Below are 18,217 nucleotides of genomic sequence, written 5' to 3'. Positions count from 1 at the left end.
GATCACCAGTAGTGATCGTGGGACGCTGCCATGACCGGCGAATTCCGTGCCGACGAGCCGTTTCCGGTGAAGCTGGATCTCGGCAGGCTGCTCTCGTGAGTGGCAAGGACGGTTAGGGCGAAGGGTGTCTTGTGCACCTACCGCGGGGGACAGGTTGCGTTTCCGGAGCTCGCCTCTGCTGTTGAGTGCCGGGCTTGGCAGGGGTTGCGAAAGCCACTTTCGCAACCTTCAACGTTGCGAAAGTGGCTTTCGCAACGTTGGTCGTGGCCGGGCGCGGCACCGTCCTGGCGAGCATGTCGCGAAAGCCACTTTCGGGACATCAGACGTCTCGAAAGTGGCTTTCGCGACACTCCCCGGCCTTCCCGACCGGCCCCGGGATCAACAGCGGCCCGGAGCCAGTAGGTACCTCACGAGCCTCCGTGCCCCGGCGGGCCGAACTGCTGTGGCGGCGGACCGGGCGGCGCCTGCTGCGGCCATCCGCCCTGCGGCGGATGAGGCTGCTGCCCCGGCACGGGCTGCCACTGGGGCTGCGGGAACTGAGCGCCGTGAGTCTGCGGATGGCCCTGCCGCGGAAATCCCGGCGATTGCGGGAACCCCTGCGATTGCGGAAAACCCTGCTGCTGCGGAAAACCCTGCTGCTGCGGCAAGCCCGGCCGCGCCGCCCACTGCCCGCCCTGCCGGGCCTTGCGCCGTTTCCCGCGGATCAGCATCGTCGCCCCCAAGCCGGTCAGGGCCACCCCGACCCCGGCCATCCAGAGCCCGTGGTCGCGGAACGTCTCGGCCCTGGACTCGGCGGCGGCCTTCATCTCGTCGTAGGTGTCCTCGTCGACGGTGCGGCCACCCTTGGTGCTTTCGCAGACGTCACCGGGGCCCATGATCCGGCCACCGCATTTGATGACGTCCGGATCCTCGCGGGCGAACAGCAAGGTGACGACCAGGAAACCGAGACCGACGACGAGAACGAAGACCCAGCGCTTCATGTGTTACACATCCTCCCCCGTGTGTAACACATGAGAGCACAGGCCGGTCACGCTGACAAGGCCGGGGTCAGCCTTCGCGGTAGCGCCGCTCCTCGGTGACGCCGACGCCGGTCGCCTCGTCGAAGTGGTAGACCTCGCGCCCGCGTACGAACACGCGCATGGCCCGGTTCATCACGTCCAGCGGGTCACCCGACCAGATGACCACGTCGGCGTCGAGGCCGGGCTTCAGCGAGCCGACCTGGTCGTCGAGGTCCAGCATCGCGGCGGGGTTGACGGTCAGCGCCTTCAGCGCCGTCTCCGGGTCGAGACCGTCCTTCACCGACAGCGCGGCCTGGTACACCAGGAAGTTGATCGGCACGACGGGGTGGTCCGTGGTGATCGCGATCCGCACGCCCGCCCTGGCGAGGATGCCGGGCGCGCGCAGGGTGCGGTTGCGCAGCTCCACTTTGGACTTGGTGGTGAACAGCGGGCCGAGGATCACCGGCACGTCCCGCTCGGCGAGCAGGTCCGCGATCAGGTGCCCTTCGGTGCCGTGGTTGATCACCAGCTTGTAGCCGAACTCGTCGGCCAGCCGGATCGCGGTCACCATGTCGTCGGCGCGGTGGACGTGCTGGTCCCAGTACAGCTCGCCGTCGAGGACCTTGGCCAGCGTCTCCTTGGTCAGGTCGACGTCGAACGGCTTGCCCTCACCGGCGGCGTGCTCGCGCTGGGCGGCGTAGTTGCGCGCGGCGGTGAACGCGTCGCGGATGGTCGACGCGACGCCGAGCCTGGTCGACGGAGTTTGCTTCTTCTCGCCATAGACCCGCTTCGGGTTTTCGCCGAGCGCGCTCTTCACGCTGACGCCCTCGGCGAAGATCATGTCGAGCACAGTCCGGCCCCAGGTCTTGACGCCGATCGTCTGCCCGCCGATGGGGTTCCCGGAGCCGGGTTTGATGACGACACTGGTGACGCCGCCCGCGAGCGCGTCGTCGAAGCCGGGCTCGTACGGGTCGATCCCGTCGATCGCGCGGAACCGCGCGCCGTTGGGGTCGGTCATCTCGTTGGTGTCGTTCCCGGACCAGCCTTCGCCGTCCTCGTGAACGCCGAGGTGGGCGTGCGCGTCGATGAACCCGGGCAGCACCCAGCTGCCCGCGGCGTCGATCAGTTCGGCGTCGTCGGGGACGTCGGCGTCCGTGCCGACCGCGGCGATCTTCCCGTTCTCGATGAGGACCGTGCCGCCGTCGATGGGATCACCGTCGACCGGGACGACGTAACCACCGACGATGGCCTTGACCTGTGCTTTGTCAGACATACTTTGACACGCTAACGAACTGGGCCACCGGTCCGCACGCGGGGCTTTTCGAAATGGACCAGTTCGTAGTGCGCCTCGGGCGTGCGGTGCGTTTCGACGTAGCCGAGCTTCCGGTACATCCGGAGCGGGCCCGCGCTCCGCTCCCCGGTGAACAGGCGGAACACGCTCACCGAGGGCGGCGCGGCCGCCTCGGCGGCGAGCAGCAACGAGCTGCCGAGGCCGTGTCCCTGCCTGTCCGGGGCCACGATGAGCCTGCCGACGAGACCGGCCTCGCCGTCCACGACGATCCGGACGCTCGCCACCAGCCGTCCGGATTCCCTGATGCCCCAGGCGAAACACGCGGGATCGCCCAGTGCCTCCTTGGCCTGCTCGAAGGTCTCCAGCAGCGGCGGGAGGTCGAGGTTCTCGTGCTCCCTTGCCTCCGGGACGTACGCCGCGCGCTGCAGCGTGAGCACCTCACCCGCGTCGGCGGGGCCCAGCCGGAGAGGTGCCTCCATCAGCGCACCCGGATTCCCCAGCTCCCGGTCCACGACGACGCGGGCTCCAGGTCGATCAGGTCGGTGCCGGTGTTGAGCGCGTCGGCGGGGCAGGTCATCGGCTCGATCGCCACCGCCCGCCCGCGGCCGACCAGGTCGCCCGGCGTGAACACCTGCGCCCAGCGGAAGTCCGGCCCGGCCCAGACCAGCAGCTCCTGCTCCCCGTGCGAGAGGACGTGGTGGTGGTTGCCGTCCTCGGCGACGCTCAGCCCGCCGAACGCCGTGTCGAGGTCGACGCCTTCGAGCACCTTGCCGGACCGGAAGTCGTACTCGGTCCCCTCGACGTCCTGCTCGTCGGCGTACGGCATCTGCTCGTCGCCGAGATACGGGCGGACCCGGCTCGCGGGCAGCGTCAGCGTCAGCTCATCGGTGGGCACGTCGCCGATGCGGAAGTAGGGGTGCGTGCCGAGCCCGACGCCGATCGGGCTCTCGCCCTCGTTGCGGATCTCGTGCGTCACGACCAGCTCGCGCGGCGAGATCTCGTAGGTGATGGTCGCGCGCAGCGGCACCGGCCAGCCCTCCTGCGCCGGGACGTCGATGGCCATCGTGATCGACGACTCCGCGTGCTCCAGGAGCTCCCACTCCTCGTGCCGGGTCAGGCCGTGGATCGCGTTGCCGCGCGCCTCCTCGGTGATCGGGAGCTGCTGCTTCTCACCCTGGTACACCCACTGGCCGGCCTTGGTGCGGTTCGGCCAGGGCAGCAGCACCTGCCCGGCGCCCTTCGGCGGCTTCTCGTCCTCGGCGAACGCCTCGACGTAGGGCACTCCGCCGACCTCGAACGCGCGCAGCCCGGCACCGATCTCGGTGACGACGGCGCGCGCGTTGCCGCGGGTGATCTCGAACTGCTCTCCGGTGGGATTGGCCATGCCGACGAGGTTACCGGCGGCCTTGTCCGAAGTAGTGTGGGAGCGCCACGCCCGGACGAAGGAGACCGCCGCGATGACCGTTCCCGGCTACCCCAGCACCGTCGGCCGCGTCCTGGGACGCAGCGCGCGCCGCGTCCCGGACCGGGTCGCCCTCACGTTCGCCGATCGCGTGTGGACGTACGCGGAACTCGACCGCGCGGCGGGGCGGGTCGCGGCGAAACTGCTCGGCCGCGGGCTCGCCCACGGTGACCGCGTCGCGGCCTTCGGCAAGAACTCCGACGCGTACCTGTTGCTGTACCTCGGTTGCGCCCGCGCCGGGCTGGTGCACGTGCCGGTGAACTTCAACGCGCGCGGTGAAGAACTCGAGTACCTGCTCACGCAGTCCGAACCGGCCATCGCCTTCGTCGACCCCTCGCTGGCCGGGTACGTCGATGTCGATTATGTGTCCACACTGGACGTTCTGGAGTGGGCGCTGGACGAGACCGCCGCCCCGCACGAGGAGTCCGGGGTCGCCGACGACGACCTCGTCCAGCTGCTCTACACGTCCGGCACGACCTCGCGGCCGAAGGGCGCGATGCTCACCCACCGCGCGCTGGTGCACGAGTACTCGTCCTGTATCGCGGCGCTCGACCTGAGCGATCGTGACGTGCCGCTGCACGCGCTGCCGCTGTACCACTCGGCGCAGATGCACGTGTTCCTCATGCCCGGGCTGGCCGTCGGCGCGACGAACCACCTCGTCGAGGCGCCCGACCTCGGCGACATCCTCGCGCGGATTCCCCGTCAGGGCATCACTTCGCTGTTCTTCCCGCCGACCGTCTGGGTCGGGCTCGCGAACCATCCCGGTCTCGCGGACGCGGATCTGAGCTGTCTCACCAAGGCCTACTACGGCGCGTCGATCATGCCCGTGCCGGTGCTGAAAGCGCTGTGCGCACGACTCGAAGGAGTCGGTTTCTACAACTGCTTCGGCCAGTCGGAGATCGGTCCACTCGCGACGGTGCTGCGGCCGGAAGAGCACGACGCGCGGCCGGATTCCGTCGGGCGGCCGGTCCTCTTCGTCGAGACGCGGGTGGTGGACGCCGAGATGAACGACCTCCCGCCGGGTGAACTCGGCGAGGTCGTGTACCGCTCTCCCCAGCTGTGCACCGGCTACTGGGGCAAGCCCGAGGAATCGACGGAGGCTTTCGCGGGCGGCTGGTTCCACTCCGGCGACCTGGTACGGCAGGACGAAGAGGGTTACCTGTTCGTCGTCGACCGGATCAAGGACGTCGTCAACACCGGCGGCGTGCTGGTCGCTTCGCGCGAGGTGGAGGACGCGCTGTACGCGCATCCCGCCGTCGCCGAGGTCGCCGTCGTCGGCCTGCCGCACGAACGCTGGATCGAAGCGATCGCCGCGGTGGTCGTGGCGAAGGAACCCGTCGAGGAAGCGGAACTGATCGAGTTCGCCAAGAAGTCGCTGGCGGCGCACAAGGTGCCGAAGTCGGTGCATTTCGTCGGCGAACTGCCGAAGAACGCGTCCGGGAAACTGCTCAAACGCGAGCTGCGGCAACAGTTCGGCGGGTCAGCGTCCGCGATCGGTGTCTAGGCTTTCGGCGTACGCGGCGAACTCGCAGGCCGCTTCGAGGCTGCCCGGACGTGGCGGATCCTCCGGATCCCAGCCGAGTTCGCGGTCTCGCAGCACCTGCGTGAGCAACGGCCGCCAGCGCGGATCGAGGTTCTCACGCGCCCAAAGGAGCGCGCCGCGCTTCGATTCGACCTCGGCCGTGCGCAGCGTGTAGAGCACGCGGCAACAAGTCGACACGATGTAGCGCTGGGTCCACGCGATATCGAAGGGCGCCCACGCACGGACGCCGTCGACCAGGCCGTGCAGTTCCTCGCGCATCGCCGCACGCATCGCGTCCGGCGGCGGTTCGTCGACGAGGGTCGCGATCGGCGGACCGTCGAGCACGATGCCTTTGTGGCGCAGGATCCAGCGCGTGTGGAGGCTGTTGCAGTGGGTGTCCCAGATCAGGACGCGATGGCCGTGGTCGCAGTACAGCCACGGCGTGCCGAGGCCCTGGCTGGTTTTCAGCGACGCTGTGTCCGCGTACGAGCCCTCGATTTCCTTGCACCAGAAGCCTTCTCTGGTGGGGAGTTCGTCGTGGAGCGCGCGGAGACCCGCTTCGATGGTGCCGCTGGGCGGTTCGGTGGTCGCGATGATGAAGTCGCAGTCGCTGTGGAGGTCGCCGGCGCCGAGCGCGAAGGAGCCTTGGACGTACGCGCCGACGTACGTGTCGCCGAGGATCTCGCGGACTGACGCGACCAGGTCGGTGAGGACCTGGTCGAGTTCGGCGTAGGGCGTGTACACGGGCCGGACGTTACCCGGTCTCACGCAAGATCTCCCAAGCATTGAAACCGTCTTCAGAGTGAGGTGCCCCGAGTGCGAGCCATGCCGGGTGCCGGGGGTCGTCGAGGCAATCGACCAGGCTGCCGAACCGCGGAGTGATCGGTGGCTCACCGGGAAACAGCCCATCGGGGTCGTCCACGAGGGAAGCGAGGAACGCGATGTCGGAGAGATGACGGCTAGGCACGCCTGGCTTCGCCGGCTCGTCGATCAGGGCTTTGACCTTGACCACCAGGGCCGCGGCCAGCCCCGGCAAGTACAACGTCTCCGACCTCCCGCCATAGGTCGCCGCGAGCGGCCGTGCGTCGTCGAGCGCGGTCTTGCCACCTGGGATCGACACGATCTTCCCGGCCGGTGTCCGGAGCCTCGGGGCGGCACGGGCACCGAGTTTGTCCGGCGCGAGGATGTCGACCACCATGCCGGTTTCCGGGTGAAGGTAACGATGGGCCTTACCGTCCGCGCTGACACCGTCGACTTCGTAGCCCAGCTTTTTGAGCACCGCATGGGCGCGAGGGAACGCGTCGAGCGTGAATCGAACGTCGAAGAGCAGGTCGATGTCCTTCGTCACCCGAGGGATCGAGCGATCGGCGAGCAGCCCGTGCAGGATGACCATCTGCCCGCCGATCATGACCCAGGGCGCGGGCAACCTGTCGGCGAGGTCGAACATCGCGGGCCAGACGACTCGGTCACCATCGCCCTGCAACGGCGGCAGAGCAAGTGTTCCCAGACCTGCCCGCGGCGCGGAATCGATCATCCGCCGAGCTTATGCACCTCGCCCAAACGAGTGAGAAGTTGTTGCGCTGCAAGGACAGAACGCTCATCCCCCGTATCGAGCAGATCCGCCGCGACAGCCGCCGGGATCGCAAGGCCGCCCGCTCCCGGCGGACGCAGGACACCAGGCAAAGCAGGAACACGAATCACCGCGTTGGGTTCCGGGCTGTTCAGGCGCAGCCGCCGTGATCGCACGAGTTCGTCGAACCGGGCGGCGTCCACGTAGAACTCTTCATCGGCGCTGCCCGCCATCAGGTCGGCGCCGTGACGCCCCGCCGCGACAGGGCCGCTGACGACGGCGTGCGGATCATCCCGTAGACGTGCGAGCGGTCCGGCCAGCATTCGTACGCGGTGCACGCGCGCGCGGCCGGAGAGCAGACGCGGCCATTGAGCGGACACGTATTCCCGCGCGTAGCGCTTGAGCCGGACCCGTTCCGACGGCGAGATCCACGACGGCTCGTAGCCGCTTAACGACCACAGGAGGCCCCAGGCCATCCGCGCGGAGAGCGGCCGGCCTGCAGCTGGTTTCACGACGCTCTTCCGATGCTCGACCGACCGGGCGTCGACCAGCAGCTCACGGCCTATCCGGACCGCGTCGAGACCGCCGCCGTGCACGAGTTCGCGGACGCGCTCTCGCGAGATGTCCAGAGCTCGTGCGGCCTGCGCGACCGGGAGCAACTGGGCCGAATCGACCATGTCCGCTCCTTTCGATCGCCGATCGGTTCGCACCGAGTTTACACAAACATTCGCATACAAGGAGGTTTGTGTAATCAGGATTACTAGACCGGTCGTCATAGTTTGAGCTACAGTCGGCCGCATGGTCCGTCGCACCGACACCCGGCAGCGCATGCTCGATTCCGCCGCCGAGCTCTTCCACCAGCAGGGTTATCACGCCACCGGGCTCAACCAGCTCGTCACCGCCGTCGGCGCGCCCAAGGGCTCGCTCTACTTCCACTTCCCCGGCGGCAAGGAGCAGCTGGCCGCCGAGGCCATCCGCCAGTCCGCGGACCGGCTCTGCGACCAGTTGCGCACGATCGCCGCGAACGCGCCCGACATCGTCACCGGTATCGAGAACGTGGTCGAAGCGCTGGCGACCTCGCTGGAGGAGTCGAATTTCCAGCGCGGCTGCCCACTCGCGACGGTCGCGCTCGACGCGTCGGGCGACAGCGAGGTGATCCGCCAGGCCTGCGCCGACGGCTACACCTCCTGGCACACCGTCATCGCCGACGCACTGGACACCGACAAGGCGGACCACCTGGCCACAGTCGTCCTCGCCACCATCGAGGGCGGTCTGCTACTGGCCAAGACGTTGCACGACACCGCGCCCCTGCGCGCGATCGCCCCTCACCTCCGTGCCACCCTCGAACGGGAGCTGTCCTGATGCGCGTCCATCACCTGAACTGCGGAACCATGCGACCGGTCGGCGGCAAACTCATCGACGGCAGGCCCGGCCTCTTCCGCCGCGCCGAGCTGATCTGTCACTGCCTGCTGCTAGAGACCGACACCGGGCTCGTGCTCGTCGAGACCGGTGTCGGAACGCCGACCGTCACCCGCCCGACCGAATGGCTCGGCGCCGGTTTCGTCCGGCTGGTGCACCCCGACAGCGACGACGACCTGAGCGCCACCACCCAGATCCGCAAACTCGGCTTCGACCCGGCCGACGTGCGCGACATCGTGCTCACCCACCTCGACCTCGACCACGCGGGCGGGCTCGTCGACTTCCCTCAGGCGCGCGTCCACGTCCACGATCGCGAACTCCAGGCGCTGGAGAAGCCGATCGACCGCAAGGAGGCGAGCCGCTACCGGAAGGTCCAGTTCAGCCACGGTCCACTGTGGAGGTCGTACCGCGCCGACGGCGAGCCGTGGTTCGGTTTCGACGCCGTCCGCGAGCTCGAAGGGGTCCCGGACGTGCTGATCATCCCGCTCGCCGGGCACACCCGCGGGCACGCCGGCGTCGCGGTCGACACCGGCGACGGCTGGCTCCTCAACGCCGGTGACGCCGTCTTCCACGGCGGCGAGCTGGAGCGAAAGCCGCATATCCCTCTGGCCTTGGGCTTCTTCGAGTCGTACATGCAGACGGAGAAGACCGCACGACTGGACAACCAGCGCCGGCTGCGCGAACTTGTCAGTAACAACGGTGCCGAGGTGACGGTCTTCGCCGCGCACGACGCCACCGCATTCGAACGGCTCAGCCAGAGGAGCAGGCTATGAAGGTGCACCACCTGAACTGCGGCACGATGCGCGCACCGGGCGGGAAGCTGCTCGACGGCCAGCCCGGCCTGCTGCGTCGCTCGGAACTGGTGGCGCACTGCCTGCTCATCGAGACCGGCGACGGGCTCGTGCTGGTGGACACCGGCTTCGGCCGCAAGGGCGTCGAGAATCCCGGCGCCTGGCTCGGCACGCCGTTCACGCTCATGGTCGGTGCCAAGCCGGTCGAGACGGAGACCGCGGCGCACCACGTCGAGGCGCTGGGCCACAAGCTCGAAGACGTCCGGCACATCATCTGCACCCACCTCGACGTCGACCACGCGGGCGGACTCGCCGACTTCCCGAACGCCGTCGTGCACGTCCGCACCGCGGAGCACGACGCGGCGACGTCACCGGCCAGCCAGAGCGAGAAGCTGCGGTTCCGCGCCAACCAGTTCGCCCACCGTCCACTGTGGAGCATGTACGACGAGGCCGGGGACGACTGGTTCGGCTTCCAGGCCGTCCGCGAACTGAAGGGCCTGCCGCCGGAGATCCTGCTGGTGCCGCTCGCGGGGCACACCAAGGGGCATACCGGGGTGGCCGTCGACACCGGCGACGGCTGGCTGCTGCACGCCGGCGACGCGTACTTCTTCCACGGCCAGATGGACCCGGTCAAGCCGCACTGCCCGCCGGGGATGACCGCTTTCCAGAACATGGTGCAGACCCTGCGCAAACCGCGGCTGGAGAACGTCGAGCGGCTGCGGGAGCTGAGCCGGGAACACGCCGACGAGGTCACCGTGTTCTCGGCCCACAGCCCGGTGGAGTACCAGGCGCTCAGCCGCGGTTGATCGAGCTCGGTCACGTGTCGCGAAAGCCACTTTCGCGACGTCTGATGTCCCGAAAGTGGCTTTCGCGACACCGGCGCTCTAGCCCGGTGAGGCGGCGGCGCCAAGCGCGAAGGGGACTTTCCCCGCATCCGATGCGGCGAAAGTCCCCTTCACGACAAACGAAACCGCCCGATGCGGGTCAGCCGACCGGCGGCTCGAGGGGCTGCCGGTCCTCTTCCTTGTGCGTGGCCCGCATGATGAGCCAGTTGATCCCCCACAGCACGATGCCGACGCCGAGCAGGATCGCGGCGACCTTGTAGTCGCGCGCGGGCCGTCCGGACAGCGGCGTCACCAGGTAGACGCAGAAGATCGCGGCCAGCACCGGGATGATCGTCGGCGCCCGGAAATGCTTGTGCGCCGCCTTCTCCTTGCGCAGCACCAGGACCGCGACGTTGACGATGGCGAACACCGCCAGCAGCAGCAACGCCGTCGTGCCACCGAGCACCCCGATGTCCACAAAGGACACGAGGCCGATCGCGATCAGGCTGGTGAACACGATCGCCACCCACGGGCTGCGGCGGAACGGGTGCACGGTGCCCAGCTGCTTCGGGATGATCCGCTGGTTCGCCATGCCGTACAGCAGGCGGCTGGCCATCAGCATGTTGATCAGCGCCGAGTTGATGACCGCGAAGAGACCGATCGCGGAGAAGACCTCACGCGGGAAGCCGGGCGCGCCGACGTCGAGGACCTTCAGCAGCGCGCTGCTCTTGGCCGCCTCCAGCTCGTCCGCGGGCACCAGCAGCGAAGAGGTCACGGAGACCAGGATGTAGATGGTCGCGGCGATGACCATGCCCCACAGCATCGCCTTCGGGAAGATCCGGATCGGGTCCTTGCACTCCTCGGCCATGTTCACCGAGTCCTCGAAACCGACCATCGCGAAGAACGCGAGCGAAGTCGCCGACGTGATCGCCACCAGCATCGTCTGGTTCTCGGTGTCGAACTCGACCAGCCGCGAGGCGTCCCCGTTGCCGTTGAGCACCGCCCACACGCCGACCCCGATGATGATCAGCAGACCGCCGATCTCGATACAGGTCAGCACCACGTTGGTCTTCACCGATTCGGAGACCCCGCGGAAGTTGATCAGCGCGAGGCCGATCACGAACAGGATCGCCACCAGCGGCATCGGCGCGGTGATGAACTCCTTGAGATAGGTCTCGCCGAAGGCCTTCGCCGCCGACGAGGCCGACGTGATCCCCGAGCACATCACCGCGAACGCCACCATGAAGGTGAGGAAGCGGATCTTGAACGCCTTGTGCGTGTAGAGCGCGGCCCCCGCCGCCTGCGGGTACTTCCCGACCAGTTCCAGGTAGCTGAACGCGGTCATGAACGCGACCACGAAAGCGATCAGGAACGGAAGCCACAGCGCGCCGCCCACCCGGCCCGCCACCTGCCCGGTGAGCGCGTAGACGCCCGTCCCGATGATGTCCCCCACCACGAAGAACAGCAGGAGTTTGGAACCCATCACCCGCTTGAGGCTCGGTTGACCGGCCGGACCGGTCTGTTCTGTTGTCGTCGTGTCCGCCATGCGGCAAGAGTGTGCCGTATCACGTCTGGGGCCGACAGTCCGGTTTGGTCAGTTCTTCGTCACGGGTTGACGAAGCCCGCCTTTGGGTAATCCGCTCAGTTGGCGTCGACCGCGGTCTTCACCAGCGGGAGCATCATCTCCTGCGTCATCTTGACCGGCCCGGTGTAGTTGACCAGGACCGGCACGCCGTCCACGAGTTCGGCCGCCGCCAGCGTCGCGGTCTTGTTCTCGTCGGTGTTGTAGTAGATGGCGCCTTCGCCGACACCGGTGACGTCCTTCGCGTTCGCCTTGGCCTTCTTCAGCGAGGCGACCATCTCGGCGGGCTTCAGTTTCTTGCCCTCGAAGCGGGTCACCGCGAGCGCGCCGATCTGCTTGCCGGCGGCCGAGTAGACGCAGCTCTTCGCTTTGCCTCCGTTGGCGGCGTTGTCCTGCACCGGACCCGGCGCCGACGTCACGCCCTGGATCGAGACCGCCTTGCCCACGGCCTCGGCGGGCAGCAGCGCGCACGGTTCCTTCGAACCGGTGCCACCGGCGGGCGCGGCCGAGGAACTCGGCGCGGCGGAAGGAGCGGGGGCCTGGCTCGACGGCTTGGCCGCGTTGTCCGTCTTCTCGTCCCCGGACGAACAGGCGGAAAGGGTCGCGATGACAGCGGCGAACAGGATGATCGCCCGTGAAATACGCATGGGCCCGACGATAGACCGAACGGCCTAGCCTGCCGGGGCCCGGTACCGCCAGAACGACGGGATGAGCAGCGCCGCGCCGATGACCAGCACGATGACCAGCACTCCACCGCCGGAGGCCGCGGCCGCCGTGCCGACGCCGGCGGCGGCCCAGCCGTGGGTGAGGTCCGCGATCCGCGGGCCGCCCGCGACGACGACGGTGAACACGCCCTGCAGCCGTCCGCGCATCTCGTCGGTGGTGGCGAGCTGCAGGATCGACATGCGGTAGATCGCGCTGACCATGTCGGCTGCCCCGGCGAGCGCCATGAAGAACACCGCGAGCCACAACGAGTTCGCGAGCCCGAAACCGGCGACGGCCGCTCCCCAGACACAGATCGAGACGATCACGCCGACACCTTGTTTGCGGATCCTGGTCAGCCAGCCGGAGAAGAGGCCGATCAGCATCGCGCCGGCGGGGAGCGCGGCGTACAGCCAGCCCAGCGCCGGGCCGCCGCCGGGCGGGTCGCCGAAGGTGCGCTCGGCCATCTCCGGGATCAGCGCGCGCGGCATGCCCGCGACCATCGCGATGATGTCGACGAGGAACGACGCCAGCAGGATCTTCTGTGTCGCCAGGTATCTGAAACCGTCGATGATGTCGCGGAGGCCGGCGCGCCGCGCGATCTCGCCGAGTGGCGGGATCGGAGGGAGCTTGTAGACCGCGATGAGGGTCAGGGTCAGGGCGACGACGTCGATCAGATAGAGCGTCGAGAGGCCGAGGATCGGGATCAGCGAACCGGCGAGCAGCGGGCCGAAGACCGCGCCGAAGGTGGACATCGTGCTGCTCAGCGCGGTCGCGGGCGCGATCAGGTTGTCCGGGACCAGCCGGGCGACGACGGCGCCGCGGGTCGGCATGTTGATCGCGAAGAACGCCTGGTTGACCGCGAGCAGGCCCAGTACGAGCCAGACCGAGCCGATGTTCAAGTACGCCTGGAGCCACAGGACCGCCGAGGTGACGGTGACCCCGACATTGGTGACGAGCAGGAGCTTGCGGCGGTCGACGGCGTCCGCGATGGCGCCGCCCCAGAGACCGAAGACGAGCAGCGGGACCAGCGCGACCAGACCGGTCAGGCCGACGTACGCCGAGGAGCCGGTGAGGTCGAAGACCTGTTTGGGGACCGCGACGGCGGTGAGCTGGCTGCCGACGGCGGTGACGGCGGTGGACAGCCAGAGACGGCGGAACGCGGGGATCTTGAGCGGCCGGGTGTCGACGACGATCGAGCCGAACAGTTTGCGGACACCTTTGCGCTGGTCAACCCCCACGTCGTCATTCACAACCAGACAGCTTAGCCGCGCTAACTAACCAACCGCGCGCGATTTATGTCACCGGCCGCGCGTGAAGGCCCCCTTCCCTCGGCTGAGCCGAGGGAAGGGGGCCTTCACGCGCGTGGGATCAGGGCGCGACGCGCTCGATCTGCCAGCCGTCGTCCGTGCGGACGTAGCGGAGCCGGTCGTGCATGCGGTCCTCGCGGCCCTGCCAGAACTCGACGACATCGGGCCGGATGCGCCACCCGCCCCAGTGCGGCGGGAACGGGATGTTCTCGACGTCGGCGAACCGGCGCTCGATGCCGTGGAGCGCGTTCTCGAGGGCGCGGCGGCCGTCGACGACGCGGGACTGCGGCGACGCCCAGGCCCCGAGCTGCGAACCCCGCGGGCGGGACGCCCAGTACTCGGCGGTCTCGGCGACGTTGACCTTCTCCACCTCGCCGCGCACGTGGACCTGACGCTGCAGGGCGTACCACGGGAAGGTGATCGACGCGTAGCGCGTCGCGGTGAGGTCGTGGCTCTTGGTCGAGGTGTAGTTCGTGTAGAAGACGACACCGCGCTCGTCGAGGCCCTTGCACAGCACGGTCCGGGAGGACGGCCTGCCCTCCGGGTCGGCGGTGGCGAGCACCATCGCGTTCGGCTCGGGGATCCCGGCGGAGACGGCCTGGTTCAGCCAGTCCTGCAGCTGGGCGGTCCACGTCTCCGCCAGCGCGGACTCGTCGAAGGCGGCCCCTTCGTAGGCCACCCTCATTCCGGGCAGGCGAACGACGGCGTCGCCGTTCTCGGCAGCGCCCTCTTTGATCTCCGGCATCATCCGCCAAACCTCCGTACCCGATCGGGGCCCATGACTTCGGCTTTGCCGCCGACGGTATTGCCTAGACGGCGGCGGCGAAACCCACTGAACGGTGACACCCGCCACCCCTGCCCGATCATCTGTGTGTAGCCGCTGGACCGCAAGCCGTCACCTGCTCGTCACCTGGCGGGACCTGATCGATCAAGGTCGAAGGTCGGTCCGCCCGGCGCTTTGTTCCGGCTCTTTCCGGTCGTCCGCGGAATCGCGCCCGGCTTCACAAAATACGGAAAGCGCCTGGACAGACCGGGTCGGCAAGGAATTCACGGCCATCCTTTCCGCTTTTGTTTCGTCGATATTTCGGAACTCCGCGAACAATTCTTCCGGTTTTCACAGCGGCACACGCGCCCGCCCCTGCTAATTCTGTCGATTGACAGAAATTACCGCCCGGAACATCTTCGTGAGGTGTGCCGGCGAAGGACGGCTCCGGGACGGCAATTCGCCTCCCGAAACCGGCCTTCTCCGGGGTTGTCAGTTCGTGACGGTGAACTCCGCCCGGACGATCCAGCCCCAGCAGTCGTACGACGCCGTGTACCGCCCCGGGACCGTCCCGGCCGGACCGTCGCCGCGCAACGCGACACCGATGCCGCCGGTGCCGCCGTCCCCCACCACCCGCAACGGAATCGGCGCGGCGAGACCGTCCGCGACGAGGGTCGTCGCGAGCTCGCCCGCCCCCGACGGGCGCAGGCAATAGATATCCGCGGTGACCGTCCCACCTGCGACGACGGTGTTCGGGCTCAGGACGAGGCTCGACGGTCTGGTCGCGTTCGCCTGCCCCGCACCGGCCAAGGTGGACAAGATCGCCGCCCCCGCGACGCATGCCGCGGCCGCACGAAATTTCATCCTCTGCTCCCTCCGGAATTTTCACCCGCCACCCGATGGACGTACGCCGCCGGGCACCGGGTTGCCCACCAGGTGAGAGTCCGCCCTTTGGGGCGAACGGCCGGGTTTAGCAGAATGTGACAGCGAATCGTGCAAGAGCCGACGATCACACTAGGTAGACCTTGCGCCACTCGATAGGATCGCCGCCGAGAGCAACGGGGTGATCACCTCTATCCAGAGTGTTCAGAGGTTTTGATGGGACGGCCGGGTGTGCGGCCGCGCCATCGCCATTACCGGCCGGGCTTCCGTGAGGGAGTTCGACACCGGTCGATCAGTCCTGCGCTCGAACAGCCGGAACTTTCCACGCCCGAGTTACTCCCCTTCCCCAGGAGTGCGTTGTGATTTCCCGTTCCCGCCGTCTCGTGACGGCGTTGTTGTGCGTCCTTTCGCTGGCAGGCGTGACCGCCCTTTCGGCTTGTTCCGACAGCACGGCCGCCTCCGGCACCAAGGTCACGATCGGTTACAGCGCCTGGCCGGGCTGGTTCCCGTGGGCGGTGGCCCAGGAGAAGGGCCTCTTCGAGAAGAACGGCGTGAACGTCGACCTGAAGTGGTTCGACAGCTACACCGAGAGCATCAACGCCCTCTCCTCCGGCGCGATCGACGCGAACAGCCAGACCCTGAACGACACGCTCGCGTCGGTCAGCGGTGGCGCGAAGCTGTCGGTCGTGCTGGTCAACGACAACTCGACCGGCAACGACAAGGTCATCGCCCGCCAGGGGATCGGCAGCGTCGCCGAGCTCAAGGGCAAGAAGGTCGCCGTCGAGCAGGGCACCGTCGACCACTACCTGCTGCTGCTGGCGCTGCAGGAGGCGAAGCTGACCGAGAAGGACATCGAGCTGGTCCCGCTGCTGACCGACGCCGCCGCGGCCGCGTTCGTCGGCGAGCAGGTCGACGCCGTCGCCGCCTTCGCCCCCTTCACCACGAAGGCGCTCGAGCGCCCGGGCAGCCGCGCGATCGCGACGTCCGCCGAGTTCCCTGGCGCCATCCCCGACCACCTGGTCGTCTCCGAGCAGATGTCGAAGGAGCGCAAGAAGGAGGTCCAGGCGCTGGTGAACACCTGGTTCGAGACCATCGAGTGGATCAAGCAGAACCGCGAAGAGGCCGTGAAGATCATGGCCAAACGCGGCGCGGTGTCGATCGAGGAGTACAAGACCTACGACGCGGGCACCACGATCTTCACCAAGCAGCAGAACCTCGACGCGTTCACCCCTGGCGTCACCCCCGCCCACCTCAACTTCCAGGCGGGCAAGATCGCCGACTTCATCGTCTCCAACGGCCTCGCCCAGAGCAGGCCGAACTTCGACGGGCTGTTCGACGACCAGTTCGTCAAGGCGGTGAAGTGAGCGCCACGGACGCGTCGGGGCGGGCCGCTCAGCGGACGGACGCCGACGACGAGGCCGAAGCGCGCCGACTCGAAGACGAGCAGCGGCTCGCCGAGGCGCAGGAGGAGCGGCGCGGCACGCGACCGGACTGGTCGCCGCTGCCCCGCCGGGCGGGCCTGAAGCCGAACGCCTCACCGCTGTTCTCGCTCCGGACGCCGATCCCCGCGCGCTGGCGGTGGGCGCTGGCGGTGGCCTCGTTCGTGATCCCGCTGCTGATCTGGGTGACGCTGAACGCGCTGGGCACGATCAAGCCGATGTTCCTCCCGACGCCGGTCGCGGTGTTCGACGCGCTGGTGAAGATGATCGAGTCGGGCGAACTGTTCAGCGACCTCTGGGCCACCACGCAGCGGGTGCTGCTCGGCTTCGGGCTCGCGATCCTCGTCTCGGTGCCGCTCGGCATCGTGATGGGGACGTTCGACGCGGGGCTGGCGCTGTTCGAGCCGGTCATCGCGATGCTGCGCTATCTGCCGGCGAGCGCGTTCATCCCGCTGCTGATGATCTGGCTCGGCCTCGGCGAACCGTCGAAGGTCGCGGTCCTGTTCCTCGGCACGGTCTTCTTCAACACGCTGATGATCGCCGACGCCGTCCGCGGGGTGCCGCGTTCGCTGCTCGACGTGTCGTACACGCTCGGCGCGCGGCGCGGCGAGGTCCTGCGCAAGGTGATAGTCCCGCACGCGCTGCCCGGCATGATCGACGCGACCCGCGTCAACGCGGCGGCCGCGTGGAACTTCGTGGTGGTCGCCGAACTGATCAACGCCACCGCCGGGCTCGGCCTGCGGATCATGCGCGCGCAGCGGTTCACCCAGACCGACCGGATCTTCGCGCTGCTGATCGTGATCGGCCTGCTCGGGCTGGTCATCGACATCGCCTTGCGGCTCCTGCGGGCCAGAGTCGGGAAGTGGGCGGCATGACGCTGCAGTTGAAGGCGGTCGCCAAGGACTACACGGTCCGAGGCAAGACCACCCGCGCGCTCGACGGGATCGATCTCGACATCACGCGCGGCGACTTCGTCTGCGTGGTCGGCGCGAGCGGGTCCGGCAAATCGACCCTGCTGTCGCTGATCGCGGGGCTGACCGAACCGACCGAAGGCCTGATCACCCTCGACGGTGACGCCGTGACCGGGCCGGGCCCGGATCGCGGGCTGGTGTTCCAGCACGGCGCGCTGTACCCGTGGCGCACGGTGGAGAGCAATGTCGCGTTCGGACTCGAACTGCTGGACATCGACAAGGCCGAACGAGCCCGCCGGGTCGACTGGTATCTCGACGAGACGGGCCTCGGTCACCTGCGGAAGTCGTTGCCCAAACAGCTTTCCGGCGGGCAGAAACAGCGGGTCGCGATCGCACGGGCGCTGGCGTGCGAGCCCGACGTGCTGCTGCTGGACGAGCCCTTCGGGGCGCTGGACGTCCAGACCAAAGAGGACATGCAGGTCCTGATCCGCCGGATCTGGACCGACACGCACACCACCGTGCTGATGGTGACCCACGACGTCGAAGAGGCCGTGTTCCTCGGCCGTCGCGTCGTGGTGCTGGCCTCGGATCCGGGCCGGGTGGCCGCCGACATCGAGGTCGGCCTTCCCGCGGAGCGCGACCTCGCGGTCAAACGCGCGCCGGAGTTCGTCGCGCTGCGCGCGTCCATCGAAGACCTCGTCCGGGAACAGCACCGCGGACACCTCGGGCGGAGCCGGGGAGAAAGGTGACC

19 protein-coding genes are annotated in these 18,217 nt (G+C 68.3%); 7 read left to right on the top strand and 12 right to left on the bottom strand.

Going from position 1 to position 18,217, the window contains the following annotated elements; translation table 11 throughout:
- Nucleotides 1-407: 407 nt before the first annotated feature.
- From NQK81_RS29545 to NQK81_RS29530, 4 genes are all read right to left on the bottom strand, one after another.
- Nucleotides 408-980 (bottom strand): hypothetical protein, encoded by a 573-nt coding sequence (locus NQK81_RS29545; protein WP_257484103.1) that lies wholly within the window; start codon nucleotides 978-980, stop codon nucleotides 408-410.
- Between the two features lie 67 nt (nucleotides 981-1,047).
- Complete coding sequence (locus tag NQK81_RS29540; protein WP_257484102.1) at nucleotides 1,048-2,271, bottom strand: amidohydrolase; 1,224 nt, start codon at nucleotides 2,269-2,271, stop codon at nucleotides 1,048-1,050.
- A gap of 11 nt (nucleotides 2,272-2,282) precedes the next feature.
- Nucleotides 2,283-2,768, bottom strand: a complete 486-nt coding sequence (locus NQK81_RS29535) for a GNAT family N-acetyltransferase (protein ID WP_257484101.1) — start codon at nucleotides 2,766-2,768, stop codon at nucleotides 2,283-2,285.
- Nucleotides 2,768-3,673: an aldose 1-epimerase family protein gene (locus NQK81_RS29530; protein ID WP_257484100.1), complete on the bottom strand. Its 906-nt coding sequence runs from the start codon at nucleotides 3,671-3,673 to the stop codon at nucleotides 2,768-2,770. The genes NQK81_RS29535 and NQK81_RS29530 overlap by 1 nt, the downstream gene beginning before the upstream one ends.
- Nucleotides 3,674-3,746: 73 nt before the next feature.
- Here NQK81_RS29530 and NQK81_RS29525 point away from each other — a divergent pair, with 73 nt between their 5' ends.
- Entirely contained in the window at nucleotides 3,747-5,255 is a 1,509-nt protein-coding gene (locus NQK81_RS29525; protein WP_257489876.1) for a fatty acyl-CoA synthetase, read from the top strand.
- On the opposite strand, the gene NQK81_RS29520 is transcribed toward NQK81_RS29525, so the two are convergent.
- The 3 genes from NQK81_RS29520 to NQK81_RS29510 are packed head-to-tail and all read right to left on the bottom strand — an operon-like array spanning nucleotide 5,232 to nucleotide 7,520.
- Nucleotides 5,232-6,017, bottom strand: coding sequence for an aminoglycoside adenylyltransferase domain-containing protein (locus tag NQK81_RS29520; protein WP_257484099.1), 786 nt, complete (start codon nucleotides 6,015-6,017; stop codon nucleotides 5,232-5,234). The two genes, NQK81_RS29525 and NQK81_RS29520, sit on opposite strands and share 24 nt — an antisense overlap.
- A gap of 10 nt (nucleotides 6,018-6,027) precedes the next feature.
- The gene (locus tag NQK81_RS29515) at nucleotides 6,028-6,807 is read right to left on the bottom strand and encodes a hypothetical protein (protein WP_257484098.1); all 780 of its coding nucleotides are present in this window, start codon (nucleotides 6,805-6,807) and stop codon (nucleotides 6,028-6,030) included.
- Nucleotides 6,804-7,520: a helix-turn-helix domain-containing protein gene (locus NQK81_RS29510; protein WP_257484097.1), complete on the bottom strand. Its 717-nt coding sequence runs from the start codon at nucleotides 7,518-7,520 to the stop codon at nucleotides 6,804-6,806. The genes NQK81_RS29515 and NQK81_RS29510 overlap by 4 nt, the downstream gene beginning before the upstream one ends.
- Before the next feature lie 121 nt (nucleotides 7,521-7,641).
- On the opposite strand from NQK81_RS29510, the gene NQK81_RS29505 reads away from it, so the two are divergent.
- From NQK81_RS29505 to NQK81_RS29495, 3 genes are read left to right on the top strand one after another with little or no spacing between them, the layout of a single operon-like run.
- On the top strand, nucleotides 7,642-8,205 hold the full coding sequence (locus NQK81_RS29505) for a TetR/AcrR family transcriptional regulator (protein ID WP_257484096.1): 564 nt from the start codon (nucleotides 7,642-7,644) through the stop codon (nucleotides 8,203-8,205).
- Nucleotides 8,205-9,035 carry an MBL fold metallo-hydrolase gene (locus NQK81_RS29500; RefSeq protein ID WP_257484095.1) on the top strand — a complete coding sequence of 277 codons (831 nt, stop codon included), beginning with the start codon at nucleotides 8,205-8,207 and terminating at the stop codon, nucleotides 9,033-9,035. Before NQK81_RS29505 ends, NQK81_RS29500 begins: the two co-directional genes overlap by 1 nt.
- Nucleotides 9,032-9,859, top strand: a complete 828-nt coding sequence (locus NQK81_RS29495) for an MBL fold metallo-hydrolase (RefSeq protein WP_257484094.1) — start codon at nucleotides 9,032-9,034, stop codon at nucleotides 9,857-9,859. The genes NQK81_RS29500 and NQK81_RS29495 overlap by 4 nt, the downstream gene beginning before the upstream one ends.
- 178 nt (nucleotides 9,860-10,037) lie before the next feature.
- Here the strand turns inward: NQK81_RS29495 and NQK81_RS29490 are convergent, their stop codons facing one another.
- The 5 genes from NQK81_RS29490 to NQK81_RS29470 form a co-directional block, all read right to left on the bottom strand.
- The gene (locus NQK81_RS29490) at nucleotides 10,038-11,423 is read right to left on the bottom strand and encodes an APC family permease (RefSeq protein WP_257484093.1); all 1,386 of its coding nucleotides are present in this window, start codon (nucleotides 11,421-11,423) and stop codon (nucleotides 10,038-10,040) included.
- Nucleotides 11,424-11,518: 95 nt separating this feature from the next.
- On the bottom strand, nucleotides 11,519-12,106 hold the full coding sequence (locus NQK81_RS29485) for a DUF3558 family protein (protein WP_126730517.1): 588 nt from the start codon (nucleotides 12,104-12,106) through the stop codon (nucleotides 11,519-11,521).
- 24 nt (nucleotides 12,107-12,130) lie between these two features.
- Nucleotides 12,131-13,414: an MFS transporter gene (locus NQK81_RS29480; RefSeq protein ID WP_257484092.1), complete on the bottom strand. Its 1,284-nt coding sequence runs from the start codon at nucleotides 13,412-13,414 to the stop codon at nucleotides 12,131-12,133.
- Between the two features lie 118 nt (nucleotides 13,415-13,532).
- Complete coding sequence (gene pdxH, locus NQK81_RS29475; protein WP_126730513.1) at nucleotides 13,533-14,219, bottom strand: pyridoxamine 5'-phosphate oxidase; 687 nt, start codon at nucleotides 14,217-14,219, stop codon at nucleotides 13,533-13,535.
- 507 nt (nucleotides 14,220-14,726) lie between these two features.
- The gene (locus NQK81_RS29470; protein ID WP_257484091.1) at nucleotides 14,727-15,098 is read right to left on the bottom strand and encodes a hypothetical protein; all 372 of its coding nucleotides are present in this window, start codon (nucleotides 15,096-15,098) and stop codon (nucleotides 14,727-14,729) included.
- A 377-nt stretch (nucleotides 15,099-15,475) separates the two neighbouring features.
- Here NQK81_RS29470 and NQK81_RS29465 point away from each other — a divergent pair, with 377 nt between their 5' ends.
- From NQK81_RS29465 to NQK81_RS29455, 3 genes are read left to right on the top strand one after another with little or no spacing between them, the layout of a single operon-like run.
- Nucleotides 15,476-16,480 (top strand): ABC transporter substrate-binding protein, encoded by a 1,005-nt coding sequence (locus tag NQK81_RS29465; RefSeq protein WP_257484090.1) that lies wholly within the window; start codon nucleotides 15,476-15,478, stop codon nucleotides 16,478-16,480.
- Nucleotides 16,477-17,430, top strand: a complete 954-nt coding sequence (locus NQK81_RS29460; protein ID WP_257484089.1) for an ABC transporter permease — start codon at nucleotides 16,477-16,479, stop codon at nucleotides 17,428-17,430. The genes NQK81_RS29465 and NQK81_RS29460 overlap by 4 nt, the downstream gene beginning before the upstream one ends.
- Nucleotides 17,427-18,215 carry an ABC transporter ATP-binding protein gene (locus NQK81_RS29455; RefSeq protein ID WP_126730506.1) on the top strand — a complete coding sequence of 263 codons (789 nt, stop codon included), beginning with the start codon at nucleotides 17,427-17,429 and terminating at the stop codon, nucleotides 18,213-18,215. Before NQK81_RS29460 ends, NQK81_RS29455 begins: the two co-directional genes overlap by 4 nt.
- Nucleotides 18,216-18,217: the final 2 nt, after the last annotated feature.

It is taken from the genome of Amycolatopsis roodepoortensis (genome assembly GCF_024628825.1).
GTDB classification, from domain to species: domain Bacteria; phylum Actinomycetota; class Actinomycetes; order Mycobacteriales; family Pseudonocardiaceae; genus Amycolatopsis; species Amycolatopsis roodepoortensis.
This window is presented reverse-complemented; position numbering and strand designations above follow the sequence as displayed.